Below are 19,426 nucleotides of genomic sequence, written 5' to 3' on the forward strand. Positions count from 1 at the left end.
TCCTTATTCTGCCCGCCGGATGATCCCCATGGGGGTCTGCTCACTGCACTGGCCGAGCGGGTTGTCCTTCAAAATTTTGCAGAGCAGATCGCGGTCCATCTTCCTGTCGGAGGTGCCGAGAATCTGCCCTTCGAGGTCGTTGATGTCGGTGATGGCCACCGGCGTGCCGCCGATGCGCCGGGAGATCTCCGCCGCGACCTCGTCGGGACGGTCGGGGCCGAGCACGACGTAGTGGTTGTAGGGCGGCAGCGTGAAGTCGCACGGCCCGTCGATGCTGCGCGCCTTGTAGCCCGCGATGTTGTAGAACCATCCGCGGATGTGGAAGAGCTTGCCCACGGCGGAGACGGCGGCGGCGAAGAGGATGCGGATGGTGCCGCACTCCTGGAGCGCCATCTCCATCGTCTCGGGCATCGCGAGCCCGATGCCGTAGGGGGTGCGCAGCACGAACCGGCTGAGGAAGCGCGCGAGCGGACGGGGATGGATGTCCTCGAGCGGAATGGCGCGGCGCTGGGTGCAGGCGACCGCCTTCTCGGTGATGAAGACGATATCCCCCGGCTCCGTGAGCGGGGAAACGTATTTTTCCACCACGTCGCAGATGTTGTCCTGGTCGGTGATGACGTGCGTTTTGATGCACAGCCGCCGGTAGCCGACGCCGTCCACCTCGATGACCTCGTTCTTTTCCGGGTTCACCACATAGCCCGCCGGGGTCTCCTCCCGCGCGGGTTGGGCCGCGGGCGTTTCCTGCGCGGATGCGTCCCCGGCGGGGGCGTCCGCGGTCTCCGGCGCGGCGTCCAGAACGGCGTCCTCCGGCTGCGCGCCGATGGGCGCGGTTTGTTCGTTCGACATGTTGACCATCCCTTATCTTAAATTACCTGTTTATTGTGAGGTTTAATCACCAAGATTATACAACGTTTCCGCCCGTCCGTCAAAGGGCGCGGCCTTATTCGGCTGGAACAAACTGGATTTCATCCGGAAAGAGGAGTTCGTCCTCCCCGAGCGCCGCGCCGTCGCGCAGCCGGAGGTCCGCGCCGCAGTCCCACAGGCTGAAGCCTTCGCTTCCGGTAAAGGCGCGGGACCCGTCGGGCATCGTGAGCCAGACGGCGGCTTCCTCCAGCCGGTCGGCCTCCGATTTGAAATAGGCCGCGATGCAGCAGTTTTCCGGGAGCCCGTAATTGAGGCAGACCGGGACGCGCAGGGCGCTGCCGTCGGCCTCCGGCTTGGAGGAGAGCAGATTGTAGCTGCGGGATTCCGGGGAACCATCGGAAAATTCGTAGGCGCTCGCGCCGTCATAGGAGAGCGTCCGCCCGGAGGAAAAGAAGAGCAGGTCGGGCAGGCCGTTTTCGCCGGTGTCGAGGAAGCGGTAAACGGGCTGCGCGAGGGAAAAATACGCCATGCGGTAGCCTCCGCCCGGCTGGGAGTGGAAGAAATAGGCGGGCGCAGGCGAATTCCCGAAGTACATGGCCTGCGGCAGGGCGGAGACGATATAGTCCCGCGCGCCGTCGCCGTTCACGTCGCCCGCCGCGATGTCGTACCGCATGAGCGGGAGCACCTCGGGTCCAAACTCCTCGGCGTACCCGGTGAGGAAGAAGTCCTCCGCCTCCGCCGGGAGGGAAAAGCCCACGGGCAGGTTGTCCTCCCCGGCTTCGTACTCCCCGGATTCGAGCGCGAGCAGGACATGGTCGCTCTTCCATTCGAGCGAGTCCAGCGCCACGGGCGGCGGAGGAACTTCCGTTCCCGCAGGGGCGGGCGCCGGAGAAGCCTCCGGAGCCGCCGCGCTTTCGGTGGCGGCGCTTTGGGACGCGGCGCTTTCCGGGGCGGGCGCCGCCGCCGGCGCACCGCAGGCGGAGAGCGCGAGGGCGAGCGAAAGCGGCAGGGCGAACAGGGCGGACGTTTTCATCATAGCTCTCCCCGTCAGACGGTTTTCTGCGCGGCGAGCGAGCGGTCGCGCCAGACGCACCAGGCGGTGATCGTGACGATGACGATCACGCCGCCCGCGAGGGCGAAGACGCCGGGACGCTCGCCGGTGAAGAGGAAGACCCACACGGGGTTCAGAAGCGGTTCGATCGCGCCGAGCAGCGAGCACATGAGCGCGGGGCAGTCCTTGACGGCGATGCCGTAGAGGACGTAGGGGATGCCGAGCTGGACGACGCCGAGCGCGAGGATGCTCAGGACGGCGGGCGCGGTGACGGGGGTGTCGAAGACGAACATGAAGGGGATGCCCACTGCGGCCGTGAAGAGATGGCCGAGCAGGATGCCGCTCATGCGGCTCTCCTCGTCGGTGTTGCCGGTGATGATATACATGCAGGCCATCGAGAGGCCGGCGAAGATTGCGACGAAGTTGCCCAGCAGGTTGCCGGGCGCGAGCTGGTCGAGGAAGAAGAGCGCGATGCCGCACATCGTGACCGACACGGTGATCACGTCCGCGCGGGAAAATTTCTGGCGCAGGAAGATCGCCGACAAAATCAGGATGAAGACGGGCGCGGTGAACTGGAGCACGATGGCGTTCGCCGCGGTGGTGAGCTTGTTGGCGGAGACGAAGGCGAGGAAGGTCAGCGCCAGAAAGACGCCGCTCACGAGGGAGGCGCGGTTGAGGCGCAGCCGCTGTTTCGTGGCGCGCAGGTAGATGACGACGCAGCCCGCGGAGATGAGGCTTCGCCATCCCGCGATGACCAGTCCGTTCCAGGGGATCATCTTGATGAAGATGCCGGCGACGCTCCAGAGGGTGGCGCAGATCATCATCAGGAAGATCGCGCGCTGCTGCGCCTTTTGGGAGTTCATGGGGAAGACCTCCGTTTCAGTGATTTACAACAGTTCCTATCCTATCGTAAAAAAGCCTCAAATACAAGGTCCTTATTCAACAAATTGCTTTATTTTACGGGAAAAACTGTGTATAATAATACCTATCATCACCCGTTGAAGGAGCGCCGCATGGTTTTTGCAAATCTGCTGTTCATCTACCTGTTCCTGCCGCTCAATATCCTCTTTTACTTTCTTTCGAAAAAGCTCGTCTACCGCAACCTGGTGCTGGTGGCGTTTTCCTTCCTGTTCTACGCCTGGGGCGAGCCGGTGTGGTTCCTGCTGCTGCTGACCTCCGCCGCGTTCGACTACATGCACGGACGGCTGATCGAGCGCTACCGGGGGACCTGGGCGGCCAAGGCGGCGCTCGCCTCCTCGCTGGCGCTCAACCTCGGGCTGCTCGGCACCTTCAAGTACAGCGGCTTTCTCGTTCAGAACCTGAACGCCCTGCTGGGCACCGCCTTTCCGGTGCCCGCTTTCGCGCTGCCCATCGGCATCTCCTTCTACACCTTCCAGACGATCTCCTATGTCGTCGACGTCTACCGCGGGGACGCCAGGGCGCAGCCCAACCCCGTCTATTACCTGCTCTACCTGTCGATGTACCACCAGCTGGTGGCGGGCCCCGTCGTGCGCTACGCCGACGTGGCAAGGGAGATCACCGCGCGGAAAACCGACGCCGTCTCCTTTTCGGAGGGGCTGACGCGGGTCTGCTTCGGGCTGGCGAAAAAGGTGCTCGTCGCCAACACCGCGGGCTCCCTCGCGGACAAGTTCCTGCTGGCCCCCGCCTCGGGCCTCTCGGTCGGCGGGGCGTGGTTCGGCGCGGCGATGTTCACTTTGCAGATCTATTACGACTTCTCTGGCTACTCCGACATGGCCATCGGGCTGGGGCGGATGTTCGGCTTCCACTATAAGGAGAACTTCAACTACCCCTATGTCGCCCGCTCCGCCACCGAGTTCTGGCGGCGGTGGCACATCTCCCTCTCGAGCTTCTTCCGGGACTACGTCTACATCCCGCTCGGCGGCAACCGGAAGCACCAGTATCTGAATCTGCTGGCCGTGTGGCTGCTGACCGGGCTCTGGCACGGCGCGAGCTGGAACTTCATCCTCTGGGGGCTCTACTACGGCGCGTTCATCGCGCTCGAGCGGCTCTTCCTCGGGGACCTGCTCGACCGGCTGCCGGCGGTGTTTGGGCACCTCTACCTGCTGTTGCTCGCCACGACCGGCTGGGTGATCTTCTACTTCACCGACCTTGGCAAGCTCGGCGGATACCTCTCGGTCATGTTCGGCCTTTCGGGTGCGCGCGGCTGGGACAGCAACGTGCAGATCACCCTGCTCAACAACATCTTCTGGGTGGCGCTGGCGGCGTTTTTCTGCATGCCGGCCGTCAAATGGCTCAAGCGCGCGGTCTCCGAGCGGCTCGACCCGGGGAAATCCGCCGTCCTGCTGGCGCTTTCGCCCGCGCTCTGCTTCCTCCTGCTCATCGTCTGCACCGCGCAGCTGGTCGGGCAGAGCTACAACCCCTTCCTCTATTACCGTTTCTGACCGGGGTATCCCCGGTTTTCGGAGGCTTTATGGACCAGTACCGCAAACAGAACTATGTCTACCGTCCCGCTCCCAAGCGGGCCGCGCGCCCGCGCGGCCCCGAGGAGGAGCGGGAACGGTATTACGCGCTCATCCGCCACCGCATCGATCCGGAGCGGCTACACAGGCTGAGCTGGATCAACATTGCCGTGCTCTGCGGGGCGCTGCTGGCCTTCTTCCTCGGCTCGCTGCTGGGCCCCAAGCCCGAGCGCTCCGCGGTGGAGAAGCGCGACCTCGCGCGGTTTCCCGCCTTTTCGGCCGAGGCGCTGAGGAGCGGGACGTTCACGCGGGACATCGAAACGTGGTACGCCGACACCTTCCCCTTCCGGGACGCGTTCGTGGGCCTTTCCGCCGTCGTGGACGAGGCGCACGGCGTGCGCGTCGACGACGTGCGCATCGTCGCGCCCTCGGGCGGCGAGGCGCAGGACCTTCCCGACGCCTCCAACCAGCCGCCCGCCGCGCCGCAGGAGCCCCAGCCGGCGCCCGCCGGGCCGGGGGATTCCTCCTCCGCGCCCGAAACCCAATCCGACGCGTCCTCCGCGCCCGAAACGCCGCCGGCGGTGGACGACGGGGCCGCGCCCGGCGCGATCACGGGCGGCACCTTCGTCTACAGGGGGATGGCGATGTCCCTTTACGGGGGCGACCCGGCGAGCGGGAAGTGGTACGCGCAGGTGCTCAACTCCTACCATGAGGAGCTGCCCGACGTTCAGATCTACAACATGATCATCCCCACGGCGATCGAGTTCTACGTCCCGGACAAATACCGCGATCTCACCCAGTCCCAGAAGGCGATGATCGACCTCGTATACGGGACGCTCGACCCGTCGATCAAGAGGGTGGACGCCTATTCGGAGCTCGCGGCGCACACGGACGAGTATATCTACTTCCGCACCGACCACCACTGGACGGGCCTGGGCGCCTATTACGCCTACCGGGCGTTCTGCGGGGAGGCGGGGCTGACGCCCAAGGAGCTGAGCGATTTTGAGACGCGCCGGCTCGACGATTTCATTGGGACGATGTATTCCCAGACGCAGGACACCACCCTGCTCAAGAACCCCGACTATGTCGACTATTATCTCTTCAAGCAGTCCTACGAGGCGCAGCGGTTCCTGGTGGACGCCCCCTACAACGGGGTGGACAGCACCCTCTGGGGGGAGTACGCGCAGAGCCCCAACAGCTATTCCGTCTTCCTGCACGGGGATTTCCCCCTCGTCCAGGTCAAGACGGGCATCGGCAACGGGCGCAGGATTCTGGTCGTCAAGGAGTCGTTCGGCAACGCCTTCGCGCCCTTTTTGATCAACCACTACGACGAGGTGTATATCGTCGACCAGCGGTATTTCCAGCTCCCGCTCGTCGACTTCATCAGGGAGCACGGCATCAACGAGCTGGTCTTCGCGAACAATTCCTTCGCGGTCTGCACCCCCTACCACATCCGGTGCATCGACAACATGCGCCACCAGGTATTCGTTCCGCGCGCCCTCCAGGCGGACGTCCCCAAGGCCGGGGAACCGGAGGAGTCCGACGAGGACGCGCGGGAGCAGGAGGAACAGGAGCCGCCGGACGAGGGGGACCGTCCCCGCAGGCTGCGGCCGCGCGGCGGATAAAGGAGGGGAACCGGCATGAAAATCGGAAGACGCGCGTTGGCGCTGGCGCTCAGCCTGGCGCTGCTCTGTTCCTGCGCGCCGATGGAACCGGGGACGCAGGAATCCGAGCCGATGCGGGTCGTGCGGGTGCTGACCCTCCTGGTGCCCAACACGCTGGACCAGGTCGTGCTCGAGCAGGCGGACGCGTTCGCGGCGGACGCCGCGCGCCTGAGTGGCGGGCAGCTCGTCATAGACGTGCGCACCGGGCAGGCGCCCGCCGACGCGCTCACGGGCGGGGAGGCGGACCTCGCCTTTTTGCGCAACGCGCAGATGGCCCAGCTTGACGAACGCTTTTCGACCTTCGCGCTGCCCTTCCTCTACGACGACCACCAGCATTTGAGCCTCGCGCTCAATTCGGAGGAGCTGCTCGGGCGGCTCAACACCGGCCTCCAGCCGCGCGGGATCCGCCTGCTGAACGCCTTCTACTCCGGCAGCGCCTTTCTCGTCTCGACGAAGGGGGAGCTGCGCACCCCCTCCGACTACAAGGGGATCGCCGCGGCGCTGCGCACCGACAACGCGGACAAGCTCGCGGTCTTTTCCTCGCTCGGCGCGCGGGTGCTGCCCTATTCGGCCTCCGCCATCCCCAACATGCTCGGCGCGCAGGCGGAGCTGCTCCCCGAGGGGGCGGACGGCCCCGCTGAGGAGGTGACGGTCGACACGATCGAGGTGGATACCGAGCAGGCGCTCGCCCTTGAGGCCGACCCCAACACCCTCTTCTTCATCAAGAGCTACCACGCGGCCGCGCCGCTCTGGCTGGGGGCGAACGAGCAGTCGCTCGCGTCTCTCACCGCCTATGAACGCGCGGTGCTCAGCGAGGCCTGCGCCGGGCTGCTCGCCGGGCTCGAGCGGGTCTATACCGACAGGGAGGCGGCGGCCTTCGACGAGCTGCGCGCCCGCGGCGTGGAGGTCGTCGAGATCGAGCGCCAGCAGGTTTCGGCGGTGCTCTACGACAGCTCCCGCAACCTCCCGCTCGACCCCGGGCGGTACCTGCCGCCCGCCTACTTCGACCGCAGGCTCTATGAGATCATCCAGAGCTATTCGCCGCTCTCCTGAGGGAACGGAAGACGCAGAGAGCTTGCCGGGCGGGGGCACACGGCGGAGGACGGCTTGCCCTCCGCCCGTGAGGCGCACGCGTGTCCCGCTTGCGCCATGGAAATGAAAAAAAGGAGCGGCCGCCCATTTCGGGCGGCCGCTCCTTTATTGCAGTCTGTCAGGGATGGGCACACGGGAGGGGGCGGCCCGCCCCCTGCCCGTGAAATGCGTCTGTACATTGCCGCACAGGAACCGCAAATGACGCGCATTTTTAGTCGTCGTTATCGATGATGCGCAGGCCGCTCGGGGAGCGGCGGATGAGGCCGCCGCTCTTGCTGGAGGAGCTGCGCCCGCGGTCGTCGTCATCGTCGTCGCTGGAACGGCGGTCGTCGAGGTCCTCCGCGCCGATCGCGTCGCAGTAGGTGCAGACGGGCGGCATGTTGGTGGTCTTGTACCAGCCGGTGGCGGTGGTGGCGCAGCTGTCGCCCGCCAGGTCGCCCGATTCGGTGCAGTATTCCGCCTGCTGCACATCGCCCCAGATGGGGAACTGCTTGGGCTCGAGGCCCTCGTGGACCTGCTGCATCAGCGTGCGGTAGACCTCCGGCGGCGGATACCAGACGCCGGTGTAACGGATGCGCTCCGGCTCGTCGTAGCCCATCCAGATCGCGCAGACATAGTAGGGGGTGTCGCCGATGAACCACTGGTCCTTGTCGTCGTCGGTGGTTCCGGTCTTGCCCGCCACGGGGAAGCTCGCCGAGTTCCAGGGGGCGCGCCCGCCCGTTCCATGCGGTCCAGTCGTGACCCGCTGCATCAGGCGGTTGATGATCGTGGCCGTCTCAGGGGTGATGACGCGGCGGGGGGTGGTGTCCCGCTCGAGGATGGGGTTGCCGTCCGCGTCAAGCACGCGGGTGTAGGCGTAGGGACGGGTGAAATAGCCGCCGTTGGCGAAAATCTGGTAGGCGCCCGCCATTTCCAGCGGAGAAACGCCGTCGGTCAGGCCGCCGAGCGCCATCGGGAAGACGTCGATATCCGATTTGATGCCGCTGTCGGTGACCTTGCGGTCGACGAGGGAATACATGTCGAGCTTCTCGGTGAGGAAGTCAAAGGAGGTTTTGGGGCCGATCTGCTGAATCAGCTTATAGGGGACGGTGTTGGTGGAGCGCTGAAGCGCCTCGTCGACCGTGATGGGGCCGAGGTAGCCGGAATAGTGGTTGACGAGGGTATGGGTGCCGAGGTCGACCGGGCCGTCGTCGATTTTGGTGGACCAGGTGACCACGTCCCGTTCGACCGCCTGCAAATAGGCGGAGATCGGCTTGATCGACGAACCGCACTGGCGGTAGGCGTCGGTCGCGCGGTTAAATTCACGCATGCCGCGTTTTTCGCCGATGCCGCCCGCGAGGGCGATGATCTTGCCGTTCGGGTCGAGGATGGCGGCGGCCGACTGGGGATATTCGCCCTCGTTGGTGACGGTCGGGAAGTTCTTGACGTCGCTGTAGAAGTTGGTGACGATGTCCTGCACCCGCTCGTCGACGGTCGTATAGATCCGCAGACCGCCGCTTGTGACCATCTGCTGGGCGACCTGGTTGGTGTAGCCGTACTGCTCCATCAGATCGTCGATGACCTGATCGATCACATAGTCGGTAAAATAGCTGTAGACAGGGTTGACGCGGGAGGCGGCGAACTCGGTCTTGAATTCAAGCTTTTCGTTGAGCGCCTCCTCGTACTCCTTGTCGGTGAGGTAGCCCTGCTCGTGCATCGCGAAGAGGATGTTCTCCTGGCGGCGTTTGTTCGCCTCGGGATGGGCCAGCGGGTTATAGGCGCCGGGCGCGTTGGTGATGCCGATGATCGACGCGGCCTCGGCGACCGACAGCTCGCTGACGTCCTTGCCGAAATAGGTGTTCGCGGCGGCCTGCACGCCGTAGGCGCCGTTGTTGAAGTAGATGGTGTTCAGATAGGCCTCCAGGATCTGGTCCTTGGAGTAGCGTTTTTCCAGGTTGAGGGCGCGGAAGATCTCCTGCACCTTGCGTTCGATACGCACCTCGTTGTCGCCGGTGATGTTTTTGATGAGCTGCTGGTCGATGGTCGAGCCGCCGGCCTGGGTGGGATAGATCGGGATGAACATGTTGACGAACGCGCCGAAGGTGCGCTTCCAGTCGACGCCCTGATGCGTCCAGAAGCGTTGGTCCTCGATGGCGACAACCGCCTCCTGCATGTGCTTGGGGATTTTATCCAGTGAAACCCAAATGCGGTTTTCCGTGGTCTGGAGCTGCTGGAGCACCTTGGGCTCGCCCGTCTCCGGATCGGTTTCCTCGGTGTAGAGGATGGTGGAGTAGCGCAGGTTCAGGTCGCTTAAGCTGATCTCCTCGTCCGAGTTGATATAGCGCAGGATGTAGACGGTCAGCACCGACGCGATGATGCATCCGGTGATGATCCCCACCATAATCAGCGCGGCGATGACCCGCCCGATATTCGCAAGGGTGCCTCGGATGACACCCCCGCCCTTTTTATCTTTGCGAGATCCCAAAACAGAATCCTCCCATCTATCAGGAAAAAGTCACACTCCGGCAGTTTAGCATATCCTATAGTATACCACAATCGAAAGGCAAAGTGTTACGGTTTTTTAAACGAATTTCCGCGAAAAGGCGCGGGAAAGCAACAATTCCATCAATCTGTATATTCTGCCTATACTGTGTCCAAAATATTGTAAACGAATCCGTCTTCCCGGAATCTTGAACGAATCAAAGAGGTGCGTTCTTATGCGCAATGCGATTTTGCTGACTTTGGTGGGGATTGTCGCCGTTTCCCTGCTCACCGTGGGGGTGGTCTACGCCCTGCCCCAGGAATCCCCCGCGGAATTTTCCTCCGGGGCCTCCGCGGAAGCCCTTCCCTCGGAGGACACCTCCGGCTATCCTTACCTGCTGCGCAGCTACGACGGCAAGCTGGCGGTGTTTACCGACGACCTCGTGGAGCCGGACCTCGTGTTCGACGTCTACGTGCGCACCCTGCCCGAGTACGATCAGCAGCAGCTGGAACGCGGGGTGCGCGTCAAGGATTACGACAAGCTGACCGCGCTCATCGAGGACTATATCAGCTGAAGAATCGATGCGGGGCTTCCCCCTTTTTCCGCCGCTCCTTTATAAGAGTGGCGGAAAAAGGGGATTTTTATGCGAAAGTGCACGGCCATCTTTGCGCCGCCGTCTCCGCGCCGGTGGGCGGAGGATTTTCGTAGGGACGGAAGGATCACGGTCAAGGCCAAGGATTTGGAGGAAAAAGGAAGCGGTTGAGAGGGAAAGGGCGTTGTTACGGTTCTGTCATTTTTCCCGGGAGGCTGTAACCGAATTGTAACCGCTTTGTAATCAAAAAAGGCGGAATCGGAACCCCTCCGGGGATATAATAAATACAGGGTAAGGGCTCTGGTAAAGCCTCCTCCTGAAAAATCAGTTTTAAAATGGCGTCGGGTCTGATCAGCCCGGAAATCTCTCTCTAATCTGCCTGAAGCGGCTGCGCATGCAGCCGCTTTTTATTTTGTTTTCGCGCCGGCGCACGGGAAAAAGAGCCAGCCGGGCGACTGGCTCTTTTTCGCTTATTTGCGGAAATTTTCATAGATCAGCCGCAGCCCGTCGAGGGTGAGGGTGCGGTCGATCGCGTGGAAGACGCCCGTTTCATCCCCGATCAGCCGCGCGAGACCGCCGGTCGCGACGACCTTTACGTCGTCGCCCAGCTCCGCCTTCATCCGCGACACGATGCTGCTCACCGCGCCCACATAGCCGTATACCGCGCCAGCCTGGAGGCTTGCCACGGTGTTGCGCCCGATGACACGCCCCGGCGCAACCAACTCGACGCGGGGGAGCTTGGCGGTCTTGGTGAACAGCGCCTCCATCGAGATGCGGATGCCGGGGAAGATCGCGCCGCCGAGGTAGGCGCCCCGCGCGTCGACCGCGTCGAAGGTGGTCGCGGTGCCGAAATCGACCACGATCAACGGGCCGCCGTACTTGTGGAAGCCGCCGACCGCCGCGACCAGCCGGTCCGCGCCGACCTCCTTCGGCTGCTCGTAGCGGTTCTCGATTTGAAAGGGGAGGTTGTCCCCCGCCACGAGCGGGACTTTGCCGTAGAAGTATTTTTTAACCGCGTTGCTGATTGAATACATCACCTGCGGCACGACCGAGGTAATGACCACGTCCTCGATTTCCCTGCGGTCAAAGTCGTTTTCACGGAAAAACTGGGAGGTGAAGAGCCCCACCTCGTCGGAGGTGATGTCCCGGTTGGTCCCCAGCCGGAATGAGCCCGCGAGCCGCTCCCCGTCGAATATGCCGAATTCCATGTTGGTGTTTCCGATATCAATTGCAAGCAGCATCCTGTTTCCTCCGTCCTCCGGGCGCGCCCGGCGTAAAGACGGCGGCCGAGCCGTCTTTTCTCAAACCAGTATAAGGCAGGGGAGAGCGTTCGTCAACGAAAACTTTTTGCCCCGCGCGGGAAGAATTTATGCAAAGGTTCTTGACGTTTTTCGTGCGGGATGCTATACTATTTAGGCATCAGCTGCTAGTATGGCTCAGTTGGTAGAGCAGCGCATTCGTAATGCGCAGGCCGTCGGTTCGAGTCCGACTACTAGCTCCAGGAAAACCCGCAAGGCAAGACGCCTTGCGGGTTTTCTGCTTTTTCGTTCCCTCTCCGCGGGGCTGGATTTGTCGTTCATCTCCTCCGAAGCTCACGCCGCGCAGCCCTGCGCGATAAATCGGGACAGGAACCCATTGCCAAACACTGTTATCGGCCCCGGACGGCAACCCGCCGCCCGGGGCCTTTTTCGGCGGATTTGCCCGGGGGGACCCCGGCCCGGGCGCGCCCGACCGGCGGCAGGGATGATTTCCCAGTACCGGAAAATGTCGAAAAAGGGGTTGACAAACGCCGAAAGTGGTATTATTATAACAATACCACATGAGCTTAATATACATATAAATTTTTATTAATTTAAGATTTAAACACATTATGCACAATATGGATATATCAAAATATGACCATATGGAGGCGGAGAGATGTCCTTTGTATCGACCGGTGAGATGACGCGAAAAGCCCAACGGGAGGGCTATGCGGTCCCCGCGTTCAACGCGGAGAATCTGGAGATGGCGCAGGCGATTATCCAGGCGGCCAGCCGGGAGGGCTCCCCGGTCATCCTGCAGACCACTCTGCCGACTGCGCGCTACTGGGGGATGGAAGAGGCGGTCGCCGTGACCGCCTCGCTGGCCCAGGAGGCGCCGGTGCCGGTGGCGCTCCATCTCGACCACAGCAATTCCTTTGACGAGGTGATGCGCGCCGCGCGGGCGGGCTACACCTCGCTGATGTTCGACGGGTCGGCGATGTCCTATGAGGAAAACCTCCGCCTGACCGGACGGGTGGTGGAGGCCGTGCGTCCGATGGGCCTCACGGTGGAGGCGGAGCTCGGGCGGGTCGGCGGCAAGGAGGATTCCGCCGCGGCTCCAGAGGCCGCCCTCACCGACCCGGAAGAGGCGCGGGCGTTCGCGGAAGAGACGGGCGTCGGGCTCTTCGCCCCCGCGATCGGCACGGCGCACGGGTTCTACAAGGGGGAGCCGAGGCTGGATTTCGCGCTGCTGGGTGAGATCCGCGGACTGGTTTCCGTCCCGCTCGTCCTGCACGGGGGCTCGGGGCTCCCGGACGGGATGATCCGCCGGGCGATCGGGCTGGGCATCGCGAAAGTCAACTTCGCCACCGAGCTGCGCGCCGCCATGACCGCGGCCGTGTGGGAAACGATGGAGGGGGACCGGGAGGTCATCGACCCCAAAAAATACCTCGGCCGGGGCCGGGAGGCCGTGGAACGGCTGTGCGTCGAAAAAATCCGCCTGTGCGGTTCAAACGGGCGGGCGTAGCGGATCGGGGCAGAGACAGAAGAGAAGGGAGCTGGAATCGGCGTGAATCACAAGGAAACGGGAACCCAGTACAAATATGAGGAGCTCTACGACGCCCTCGTGGAAAAGATGAATTCCGGCTGCTGGAAGCCGCACGACAAGATTTTGCCCGAACGGGAGCTGTGCGCGCAGTACGGGGTCAGCCGCATCACCGTGCGGGACACCCTCAAGCGGCTGGAGGAGGACGGGTACATCTACCGCAAGCAGGGCCGCGGCACCTTTGTGGCGGTGCGGCAGATCGAGCAGAAGCTCACCAAGCTCTACAGCCTGCGGGAGGAGTTCGCCGCCAAGGGGATTCCCCACACCAACCGGATCCTCTCCTTCGAGACCGTCACAGCGGACGAGGCGCTGGCACGCAGCCTGCTGATCTCGCCCGGGGACCGGGTGTACAAGCTGGTGCGCTGCCTCTATGCGCGCAGCCAGCCCTACACGGTGGAGACCTCCTTCATCCCGGCGGCGGTCTATCCCGGCATGACGCGGGAGCTGATCCGGGAGCACGGGCTGTACGGGTCGATGCAGACCTACAACATCATCCCCCAGCGCGCGGTCGAAAAGCTGCGGCTCGTCCAGGTTTCCGCCGAGGACGCGGAGCTGCTCCTCATCAAGCCGAAGGAGAGCGCCATCCAGATTGAGCGGACGACCTTCAGCGGGGAGCGGTGCATCGAGTATACGATCAACATCATCAAGGGGGATTTTTTCGTCTACACGGTGGAACTGAAGTAACGTTGATCCGGGAGGAACAAAATGAACTATTACCTGAGCGTGGACGGCGGCGGGACCAAGACAGATTTCCTGCTGACCGACCGGGCGGGGCGCCCGGTGGCCCGCCGCAGGCTGGGCGGCTGCACCTACTCCTACATCGGGCAGGAGGGCGTGTGCGAGCTGCTCGAGGAGGGCGCGCGGCTCCTGCTGCGGGACGCGGCGGCCGGGGAGGACGAGGTGGCGTGCGCGGTCTGGGGAATCCCCTGCTACGGGGAGGACCGGGCGTTCGACGGCTATGTGTCCCGGCGGCTCCCCCGCGTCCTGCCCTGCGCGCACAGGCTCTGCAACGACGTCGAGCTGGGGCTCGCCGGTTCGCTGCTGCTGGGGCCGGGGGTGCATGTCGTGGCGGGCACGGGCGCGATCGCGATGGGACGGGATCCCGGCGGGAAAACCGCGCGCGCGAACGGCTGGCACGAATTCTTTTCGGACGAAGGCTCCGCCTACTGGCTCGGACGGCAGGCGCTGGCGCTCTTCGCGCAGCAGGCGGACCGCCGCAGGGAACGCGGGCCGCTCTACGAGCTGCTCCGGGCCGAGTGGGGGCTGGAATCGGATTACGAGGTGATCCGCTATTACCGCGAAAACCTGGAGAACCGGCGGGAACGGATCGCGGCGGTGCAGAAGCTGCTCTGCCGCGCCGCCGAGGCCGGGGACCGGGACGCCGCGCGGCTCTACGAACAGGCGGCGCGGGCCCTCGCGCGGACGGCCGGCGGCGTGCTGCGGCAGCTGGATTTCCCGGAGGGGGAGCCGGTGCGCGTCTCCTACTACGGCGGCGTCTACCGGGCGGGAGCGCGGATCCTCGCGCCGTTCGGGCGGCTGCTCGGAGAAATGGGCGCGGTCCTCACGCCGCCGGCGCTGCCGCCGCTGTGCGGGGGCGTGCTGCTGGCCGCGCAGGCGGACGGGCGCGATGATCCCGCGGAGATCGCGGAGACCCTCAAGAGCTTTGAAGAAATGGAGCGGAAATGATGTTTACAATCGAACAGGAAATCTTTTCGCAGGACCGCGCCCTCGGGCGGACGGCGCGGTATTTGCAGGAATATGCCGGCGGCATCCGCGCGGCGCTCCGGGAGGACCGGCCGGAAAAGCTCGTCTTTCTGGGCTGCGGCTCGAGCTACATGCTCGCCGCCGGGGCGGCGCACCTCTTCTCCGTGCGGGGCGGGACGCAGGCGGTCGCGCTCGCGGGCGGCGAGGTGATGCTCGCCCCCGGCCGTTACGCCGGGCTCTTTGAGGGGGCGCTTGTGCTCCCGCTCTCCCGCTCGGGGGAGACGAGCGAGGTGCTGCTCGCGCTGGAGCGGATGAAGCAGCGGGCGCGCTTCCGGACGCTGGGGATCACCATGAAGGCGGACAGCAGCCTGCGCGGGCGGACCGACCTGCTGCTCGAGCTGCCCTGGGCGTTCGACGAGAGCGTCTGCCAGACGCGCACCGTCACCAACCTCTACGCGGCCCTGCTGGAGCTCTTCACGGTGTACAGCGGCGACGAAAGCCTCCGGGAGAGCCTTGGGCGGGCGGTCGAGGGCCAGGGGGCGTGGATTTCCGGCCACAGCGGCGACTGCCGGCGGATCGCCTCCGTCGGCTGGGACAACGTCACGGTCCTGGCGGACGGCGAACTCTGCGGGATCGCCAAGGAGGGCGCGCTCGCCTTCACCGAGGTCTGCATGCTGCGGGGGGAATACTTCCGCCTGCTTGACTACCGGCACGGCCCGATCGTCGTGGCGGACGGCAAAAAGCTCGTCATCGCCGCGATGGGACCGTGGGAGGAGAGCTACCAGAAGCAGATGGTGGCGGATATCCGCAAACGCGGCGCCGCCGTGGCCGCGCTGGGCGCGCAGGAGGAGAACATCTGGGGCGCGGATTTCTATTTCCCCGTGCGGGGGATCGCGGACTACGCCGCGTGGGGCCTGCCGTTCATCGCGCTCTGCCAGATGATCGCCTTCTATAAGGCGGTGGAACGGGGCCACAACCCCGACATGCCCGACGGGCTGGATCCCTACATTTCGCTGGACTAGGCCGTGTGAAACGGCGCGGCGCTTGTGGAAGAGAGGAAGCCGATGAAAAAGTATGTACAGCTCTATCTGGGCGGGCCCGGGGGACGGGCGGTTTCGGAGGAGGCCATGCGCGCGGCGCTGGACCCGATGGAACGCGCGGAGTCGTTTGCCGGCGTGATCGCCGGCTGGACCGTCCGGCCGGAGCCCTATCGGTGGCTGCGCCGTTTCACACGGGAGCGGGGGCTGAAGCTCTATCTCTGGCTCCCGGTCCTCTCGGAGTTCGGGGAGCTGCGCCCCTTCCGGGGCGTCGAGGGGTTCGGCGGAAAGCCGCTCGGCGGCGCGCGCTTCGACGGCGACGAGACGTTCGATTTCTGCTGTCCCACCCGGCGGGACACCGGGCGGTTCCTGCTGGAAATCTATGAGGAACGGTTCGCTTGGGCGGAGTTCGACGGGGTGTTCCTCGACCGCATCCGCTTTCCTGCCCCCTCGGCGGGGCCGCAGGCGCTCTTTTCCTGCCTCTGCCCCGCCTGCCGGGAGGCTTACGGGGCGGCGGGGCTGACGGAGGAGATGCTGCGTGCGTGCCGCGACCGCCTGCGGGCGGAGGAAAAGCCGCTCGGGATCGAAAGCCGCCGGGAGGGGCGCTACCGCTTTGCCGACCCGGCGTTCGCGGCCTATCTCGACTGTCGCGCCGGACTGGTCACCGCCCTCGCGGGGCGGCTGGCCGACTGGTTCCACGAGCGTGGGCTCGCGGTCGGGCTCGATCTCTTTTCGCCGCTGCTCGCGCCCTTTGTGGGGCAGGACTACGGGGCACTCTCCAAGAAGGCGGACTTTGTAAAGCCGATGCTCTACCGCTATACCGACACGCCCGCCGGGATCTTCTACGAGCTGCGGGGGATCGCCCGCGCGTTCGCGCCCGCAGGACGGGAGGAGGCCTACTTCCGCGCGCTCTGCGAAGCGGCGGGGGCGCGGCCCGAAGAGGGCGGCGGGGCGTGCTATTCCGCCGAGCTCGCTGCGGCGCGGGCGCTCTGCGCCTGCGAGGTGCTCGCGGGGATGGAGCTGCACACGGTCCCCGGGAGGCCGCCCGTCACGGCCGGCCAGGTCGGGGACAGCGTGAGGCGCGCGGCGCGCGGCGGCGCGGCGGGCGCGGTGGCCTCGTGGAACCTGCTGGCCGCGCCGGAGGAGACGGTCCGCGCCTTCGCGGAGATGCCAAAGGAGAAATGACCATGAAGCATACACTGGAATTCCGGGAAATCTGCAAATCCTTCGCGGGCGTCCGGGTGCTCGACCGGGTGAGTTTTTCCGTGGAGGGGGGCGAGGTGCTCGCGCTCGTGGGGGAGAACGGCGCCGGAAAGTCCACCCTGCTGAAAATCCTCAACGGCGACTACCAGCAGACGTCCGGAAGCTACCTGCTCGACGGGCAGGAGCGGCATTTTTCCAGCCCGCAGGAGGCGATCGCCGCCGGCATCGGGCTGATCTACCAGGAACGCCAGATGTTCCCCGACCTGAGCGTGGCGGAGAACATCTTTGTCGGCAACCTGCCCATCAGGGGCGGGCGGGTCGACTTTCCCGCCCTCAACCGGATGGCGCGGGAGCTGATCGCGGAATTCGGGCTGCCGCTGCGCCCGGGGGACAAGGTCCGGGACCTTTCGGTGGCGATGCAGCAGATGGTGGAGATCATGAAGGCCTACTCCCGGCGGCCCAAGGTGCTCGCCTTTGACGAGCCGACCGCCTGCCTTTCGGACAAGGAGGCGCAGGTGCTCTTCACGCTGATCGACCGGCTGCGGGAAAAGGGGCTCATCGTCATCTACGTCTCCCACCGCATGAACGAGATCTTCCGGCTCGCAAGCAAGATCGTCGTGCTCAAGGACGGGGAGTTCATCGCGGAGCACCGGGCCGCCGACACCGACGAAAACCGCCTGGTGAGCGAAATGGTCGGCCGTCCGGTGGGCGGCATGTTCAGCGGGCTCGTGCGCGCCGAACCGTCGGGGGAGGAGATCCTCCGGGTGCGGGGGCTCACCGGCAGAGGCTTTGCCGACGTCGGCTTCTCGCTGCGGCGGGGGGAGATCCTCGGGTTCTTCGGGCTTGTGGGCGCGGGGCGCACCGAGGTGATGCTCGCGCTCTTCGGGGCGGTCCCGGCCGAGGCGGGCGAGATCGAGCTGCGGGGGAAGCCCTGCCGCATCCGCCGCACGCGCGACGCGATCGACCAGAAGATCGCCTACTGCCCCGAGGACCGCAAGCAGCAGGGGATCCTCCCGCTGCGGCCGGTGAGGGACAACATCAGCGTCGTGGTGCTCCGCGGGCTGTGCAGGGGGCCGTTCATCAGCAGCCGGCGGGAAAACGCCTTTGCGAGGGACTATGTGGAGGAGTTCCGGATCAAGACCTCCTCGATTGAAAAGCCGATCTACCAGCTCAGCGGCGGCAACCAGCAGAAGGCGCTGCTCGCCCGCTGGCTCTCCGCCAAGCCGGAGATTCTCATCCTCGACGAGCCGACCAAGGGCATCGACGTGGGGGCGAAGGCGGAGATTTACCGGATGATCTGCGACGTCGCGGCGCAGGGGGTGGCGGTGATCCTCGTCTCCTCCGAGCTGCCCGAGATCATCGGCCTGAGCGACCGCATCGTCGTGATGCGCAACCAGCGGGTGGCCGGGGAGCTCGACGGGCGCACCGCCACCGAGGAGCAGGTGCTGCGGTACGCAATGCTGGATAACAGGGAGGGAACCACTTGAAAGAGTCGAAACTGCGGGAGATGAGCAGGCGGGCGCTGTCCTCCAATCTGCTGGGGCTGTTCGTCGTCCTCATCCTGATGTGCGTCGTCTTTACCATTCTGAAGCCCGGCTTTCTCACCGGGAAAAATCTGCTGAACATCCTGACCGCCGCGTCGCTGAGCGGACTGATCGCCATCGGCGAATCCTACCTCATCATAGCGGGCCAGATTGACCTTTCCCCCGGCGCGATCGCGGCGTTCGCGGGCGTCTTTTCCGCGCTGCTCGCCCAGCGGGGGATGCCGATCCTGCTGATCATCCTGATCACGGTGGCGGTGGGCGCGCTCTTCGGCGCGGTCAGCGCCTTCCAGGTGAACGCGCTGAAGATCCAGCCGTTCATCGCGACCCTCGCGGTCATGTCGATCGCGCGCGGGCTGGCCTACATCATCTGCGCGGGCAAGCCCGTCTTCATCAGCCACAACACCTATATCAAAATCGGCATCACCCGCATATTGGGGATCCCGCTGCCGGTGATCATCCTCGTGGTGATGTTCCTCGTCTGGGGCGTCGCGCTTTCCAAGACCCGCTTCGGCCGCAACGTCTACGCGGTGGGTGGGAACCCGGCCGCCGCCCGGCTGGCGGGCATCAACGCCGATGCGGTCAAGCGCGGACTGTTCATCCTCTCCTCCTGCCTCGCGTCGCTGGGGGGGATCATCCTGGCCTCCCGCATGAACACCGGGCAGCCGGGCGCGGCGAGCGACGTCGACTTCGACGCGATCACCGCCTCGGTGCTGGGCGGCATCGCGATGACCGGCGGGACCGGCTCGCTCAGCGGGACCTTTTTGGGGGTGCTGATCCTCCAGGGCTTCAACAACGGCCTGCTGCTGCTCAACGTCTCCACCTTCTGGCAGGACGTTGCGCGCGGCCTGCTGATGATGTTTGCACTGACCTTCGACTTCTATAGAAAGCAGCGAAGGGAGGGGTAGCCCCATCCGATGTTCCCGCGAGGG

Annotated in this window: 16 protein-coding genes and 1 tRNA gene; 12 read left to right on the top strand and 5 right to left on the bottom strand. The window is 64.9% G+C overall.

From position 1 onward, the window contains the following. Positions 1-3: 3 nt before the first annotated feature. The 3 genes from ACZO3G_RS02140 to ACZO3G_RS02150 all read right to left on the bottom strand — a co-directional run bounded on the left by ACZO3G_RS02140 (position 4) and on the right by ACZO3G_RS02150 (position 2,778). Positions 4-846: a coenzyme F420-0:L-glutamate ligase gene (locus ACZO3G_RS02140; protein WP_101551921.1), complete on the bottom strand. Its 843-nt coding sequence runs from the start codon at positions 844-846 to the stop codon at positions 4-6. Between the two features lie 94 nt (positions 847-940). Then, the gene (locus tag ACZO3G_RS02145; RefSeq protein ID WP_101551919.1) at positions 941-1,897 is read right to left on the bottom strand and encodes a hypothetical protein; all 957 of its coding nucleotides are present in this window, start codon (positions 1,895-1,897) and stop codon (positions 941-943) included. A 14-nt stretch (positions 1,898-1,911) separates the two neighbouring features. Next, positions 1,912-2,778, bottom strand: a complete 867-nt coding sequence (locus ACZO3G_RS02150; RefSeq protein WP_276872401.1) for a DMT family transporter — start codon at positions 2,776-2,778, stop codon at positions 1,912-1,914. Positions 2,779-2,928: 150 nt separating this feature from the next. Here ACZO3G_RS02150 and ACZO3G_RS02155 point away from each other — a divergent pair, with 150 nt between their 5' ends. From ACZO3G_RS02155 to ACZO3G_RS02165, 3 genes are read left to right on the top strand one after another with little or no spacing between them, the layout of a single operon-like run. Continuing rightward, on the top strand, positions 2,929-4,338 hold the full coding sequence (locus ACZO3G_RS02155; protein WP_121586422.1) for an MBOAT family O-acyltransferase: 1,410 nt from the start codon (positions 2,929-2,931) through the stop codon (positions 4,336-4,338). 29 nt (positions 4,339-4,367) lie between these two features. Further along, the gene (locus ACZO3G_RS02160; protein ID WP_276872403.1) at positions 4,368-5,981 is read left to right on the top strand and encodes a DHHW family protein; all 1,614 of its coding nucleotides are present in this window, start codon (positions 4,368-4,370) and stop codon (positions 5,979-5,981) included. Between the two features lie 15 nt (positions 5,982-5,996). After that, on the top strand, positions 5,997-7,073 hold the full coding sequence (locus ACZO3G_RS02165; RefSeq protein ID WP_276872404.1) for a hypothetical protein: 1,077 nt from the start codon (positions 5,997-5,999) through the stop codon (positions 7,071-7,073). A 250-nt stretch (positions 7,074-7,323) separates the two neighbouring features. On the opposite strand, the gene ACZO3G_RS02170 is transcribed toward ACZO3G_RS02165, so the two are convergent. Next, positions 7,324-9,576: a transglycosylase domain-containing protein gene (locus ACZO3G_RS02170; protein WP_101551910.1), complete on the bottom strand. Its 2,253-nt coding sequence runs from the start codon at positions 9,574-9,576 to the stop codon at positions 7,324-7,326. Between the two features lie 232 nt (positions 9,577-9,808). Between ACZO3G_RS02170 and ACZO3G_RS02175 the strand changes: the two genes are divergently transcribed. After that, complete coding sequence (locus tag ACZO3G_RS02175; RefSeq protein ID WP_101551907.1) at positions 9,809-10,147, top strand: hypothetical protein; 339 nt, start codon at positions 9,809-9,811, stop codon at positions 10,145-10,147. 488 nt (positions 10,148-10,635) lie between these two features. Here ACZO3G_RS02175 and ACZO3G_RS02180 read toward each other — a convergent pair whose 3' ends face one another. Continuing rightward, a complete protein-coding gene (locus ACZO3G_RS02180) occupies positions 10,636-11,406 on the bottom strand; it encodes a type III pantothenate kinase (protein WP_276872406.1) in 771 nt (256 codons plus the stop codon). Positions 11,407-11,590: 184 nt separating this feature from the next. Between ACZO3G_RS02180 and ACZO3G_RS02185 the strand changes: the two genes are divergently transcribed. From ACZO3G_RS02185 to ACZO3G_RS02220, 8 genes are all read left to right on the top strand, one after another. Continuing rightward, positions 11,591-11,666: transfer RNA gene (locus ACZO3G_RS02185), tRNA-Thr, on the top strand. Positions 11,667-12,082: 416 nt separating this feature from the next. Continuing rightward, complete coding sequence (locus tag ACZO3G_RS02190) at positions 12,083-12,931, top strand: class II fructose-bisphosphate aldolase (RefSeq protein ID WP_276872408.1); 849 nt, start codon at positions 12,083-12,085, stop codon at positions 12,929-12,931. Positions 12,932-12,973: 42 nt separating this feature from the next. Next, positions 12,974-13,693, top strand: coding sequence for a GntR family transcriptional regulator (locus ACZO3G_RS02195; protein WP_276872409.1), 720 nt, complete (start codon positions 12,974-12,976; stop codon positions 13,691-13,693). A gap of 21 nt (positions 13,694-13,714) precedes the next feature. Then, positions 13,715-14,695, top strand: coding sequence for an N-acetylglucosamine kinase (locus ACZO3G_RS02200; protein ID WP_276872410.1), 981 nt, complete (start codon positions 13,715-13,717; stop codon positions 14,693-14,695). Beyond that, the gene (locus tag ACZO3G_RS02205; protein ID WP_158595588.1) at positions 14,695-15,735 is read left to right on the top strand and encodes an SIS domain-containing protein; all 1,041 of its coding nucleotides are present in this window, start codon (positions 14,695-14,697) and stop codon (positions 15,733-15,735) included. The genes ACZO3G_RS02200 and ACZO3G_RS02205 overlap by 1 nt, the downstream gene beginning before the upstream one ends. Positions 15,736-15,777: 42 nt before the next feature. Beyond that, positions 15,778-16,935, top strand: coding sequence for a hypothetical protein (locus ACZO3G_RS02210; protein WP_276872413.1), 1,158 nt, complete (start codon positions 15,778-15,780; stop codon positions 16,933-16,935). 2 nt (positions 16,936-16,937) lie between these two features. Then, positions 16,938-18,440: a sugar ABC transporter ATP-binding protein gene (locus ACZO3G_RS02215; RefSeq protein ID WP_101551895.1), complete on the top strand. Its 1,503-nt coding sequence runs from the start codon at positions 16,938-16,940 to the stop codon at positions 18,438-18,440. Beyond that, entirely contained in the window at positions 18,437-19,402 is a 966-nt protein-coding gene (locus ACZO3G_RS02220) for an ABC transporter permease (protein WP_207654190.1), read from the top strand. Before ACZO3G_RS02215 ends, ACZO3G_RS02220 begins: the two co-directional genes overlap by 4 nt. The last annotated feature ends 24 nt before the right edge of the window (positions 19,403-19,426 follow it).

The organism is Anaerotruncus sp. (assembly GCF_057433415.1).

What these genes read in the sequence shown, in the direction of transcription:
- ACZO3G_RS02160 (WP_276872403.1), top strand. Translation starts at nt 4,368, where the DNA reads ATGGACCAGTACCGCAAACAGAACTATGTCTACCGTCCCGCTCCCAAG.
- ACZO3G_RS02210 (WP_276872413.1), top strand. Translation starts at nt 15,778, where the DNA reads ATGAAAAAGTATGTACAGCTCTATCTGGGCGGGCCCGGGGGACGGGCG.
- ACZO3G_RS02205 (WP_158595588.1), top strand. Translation starts at nt 14,695, where the DNA reads ATGTTTACAATCGAACAGGAAATCTTTTCGCAGGACCGCGCCCTCGGG.
- ACZO3G_RS02150 (WP_276872401.1), bottom strand. Translation starts at nt 2,778, where the DNA reads ATGAACTCCCAAAAGGCGCAGCAGCGCGCGATCTTCCTGATGATGATC.
- ACZO3G_RS02175 (WP_101551907.1), top strand. Translation starts at nt 9,809, where the DNA reads ATGCGCAATGCGATTTTGCTGACTTTGGTGGGGATTGTCGCCGTTTCC.
- ACZO3G_RS02200 (WP_276872410.1), top strand. Translation starts at nt 13,715, where the DNA reads ATGAACTATTACCTGAGCGTGGACGGCGGCGGGACCAAGACAGATTTC.
- ACZO3G_RS02140 (WP_101551921.1), bottom strand. Translation starts at nt 846, where the DNA reads ATGTCGAACGAACAAACCGCGCCCATCGGCGCGCAGCCGGAGGACGCC.
- ACZO3G_RS02155 (WP_121586422.1), top strand. Translation starts at nt 2,929, where the DNA reads ATGGTTTTTGCAAATCTGCTGTTCATCTACCTGTTCCTGCCGCTCAAT.
- ACZO3G_RS02145 (WP_101551919.1), bottom strand. Translation starts at nt 1,897, where the DNA reads ATGAAAACGTCCGCCCTGTTCGCCCTGCCGCTTTCGCTCGCCCTCGCG.
- ACZO3G_RS02190 (WP_276872408.1), top strand. Translation starts at nt 12,083, where the DNA reads ATGTCCTTTGTATCGACCGGTGAGATGACGCGAAAAGCCCAACGGGAG.
- ACZO3G_RS02215 (WP_101551895.1), top strand. Translation starts at nt 16,938, where the DNA reads ATGAAGCATACACTGGAATTCCGGGAAATCTGCAAATCCTTCGCGGGC.
- ACZO3G_RS02180 (WP_276872406.1), bottom strand. Translation starts at nt 11,406, where the DNA reads ATGCTGCTTGCAATTGATATCGGAAACACCAACATGGAATTCGGCATA.
- ACZO3G_RS02165 (WP_276872404.1), top strand. Translation starts at nt 5,997, where the DNA reads ATGAAAATCGGAAGACGCGCGTTGGCGCTGGCGCTCAGCCTGGCGCTG.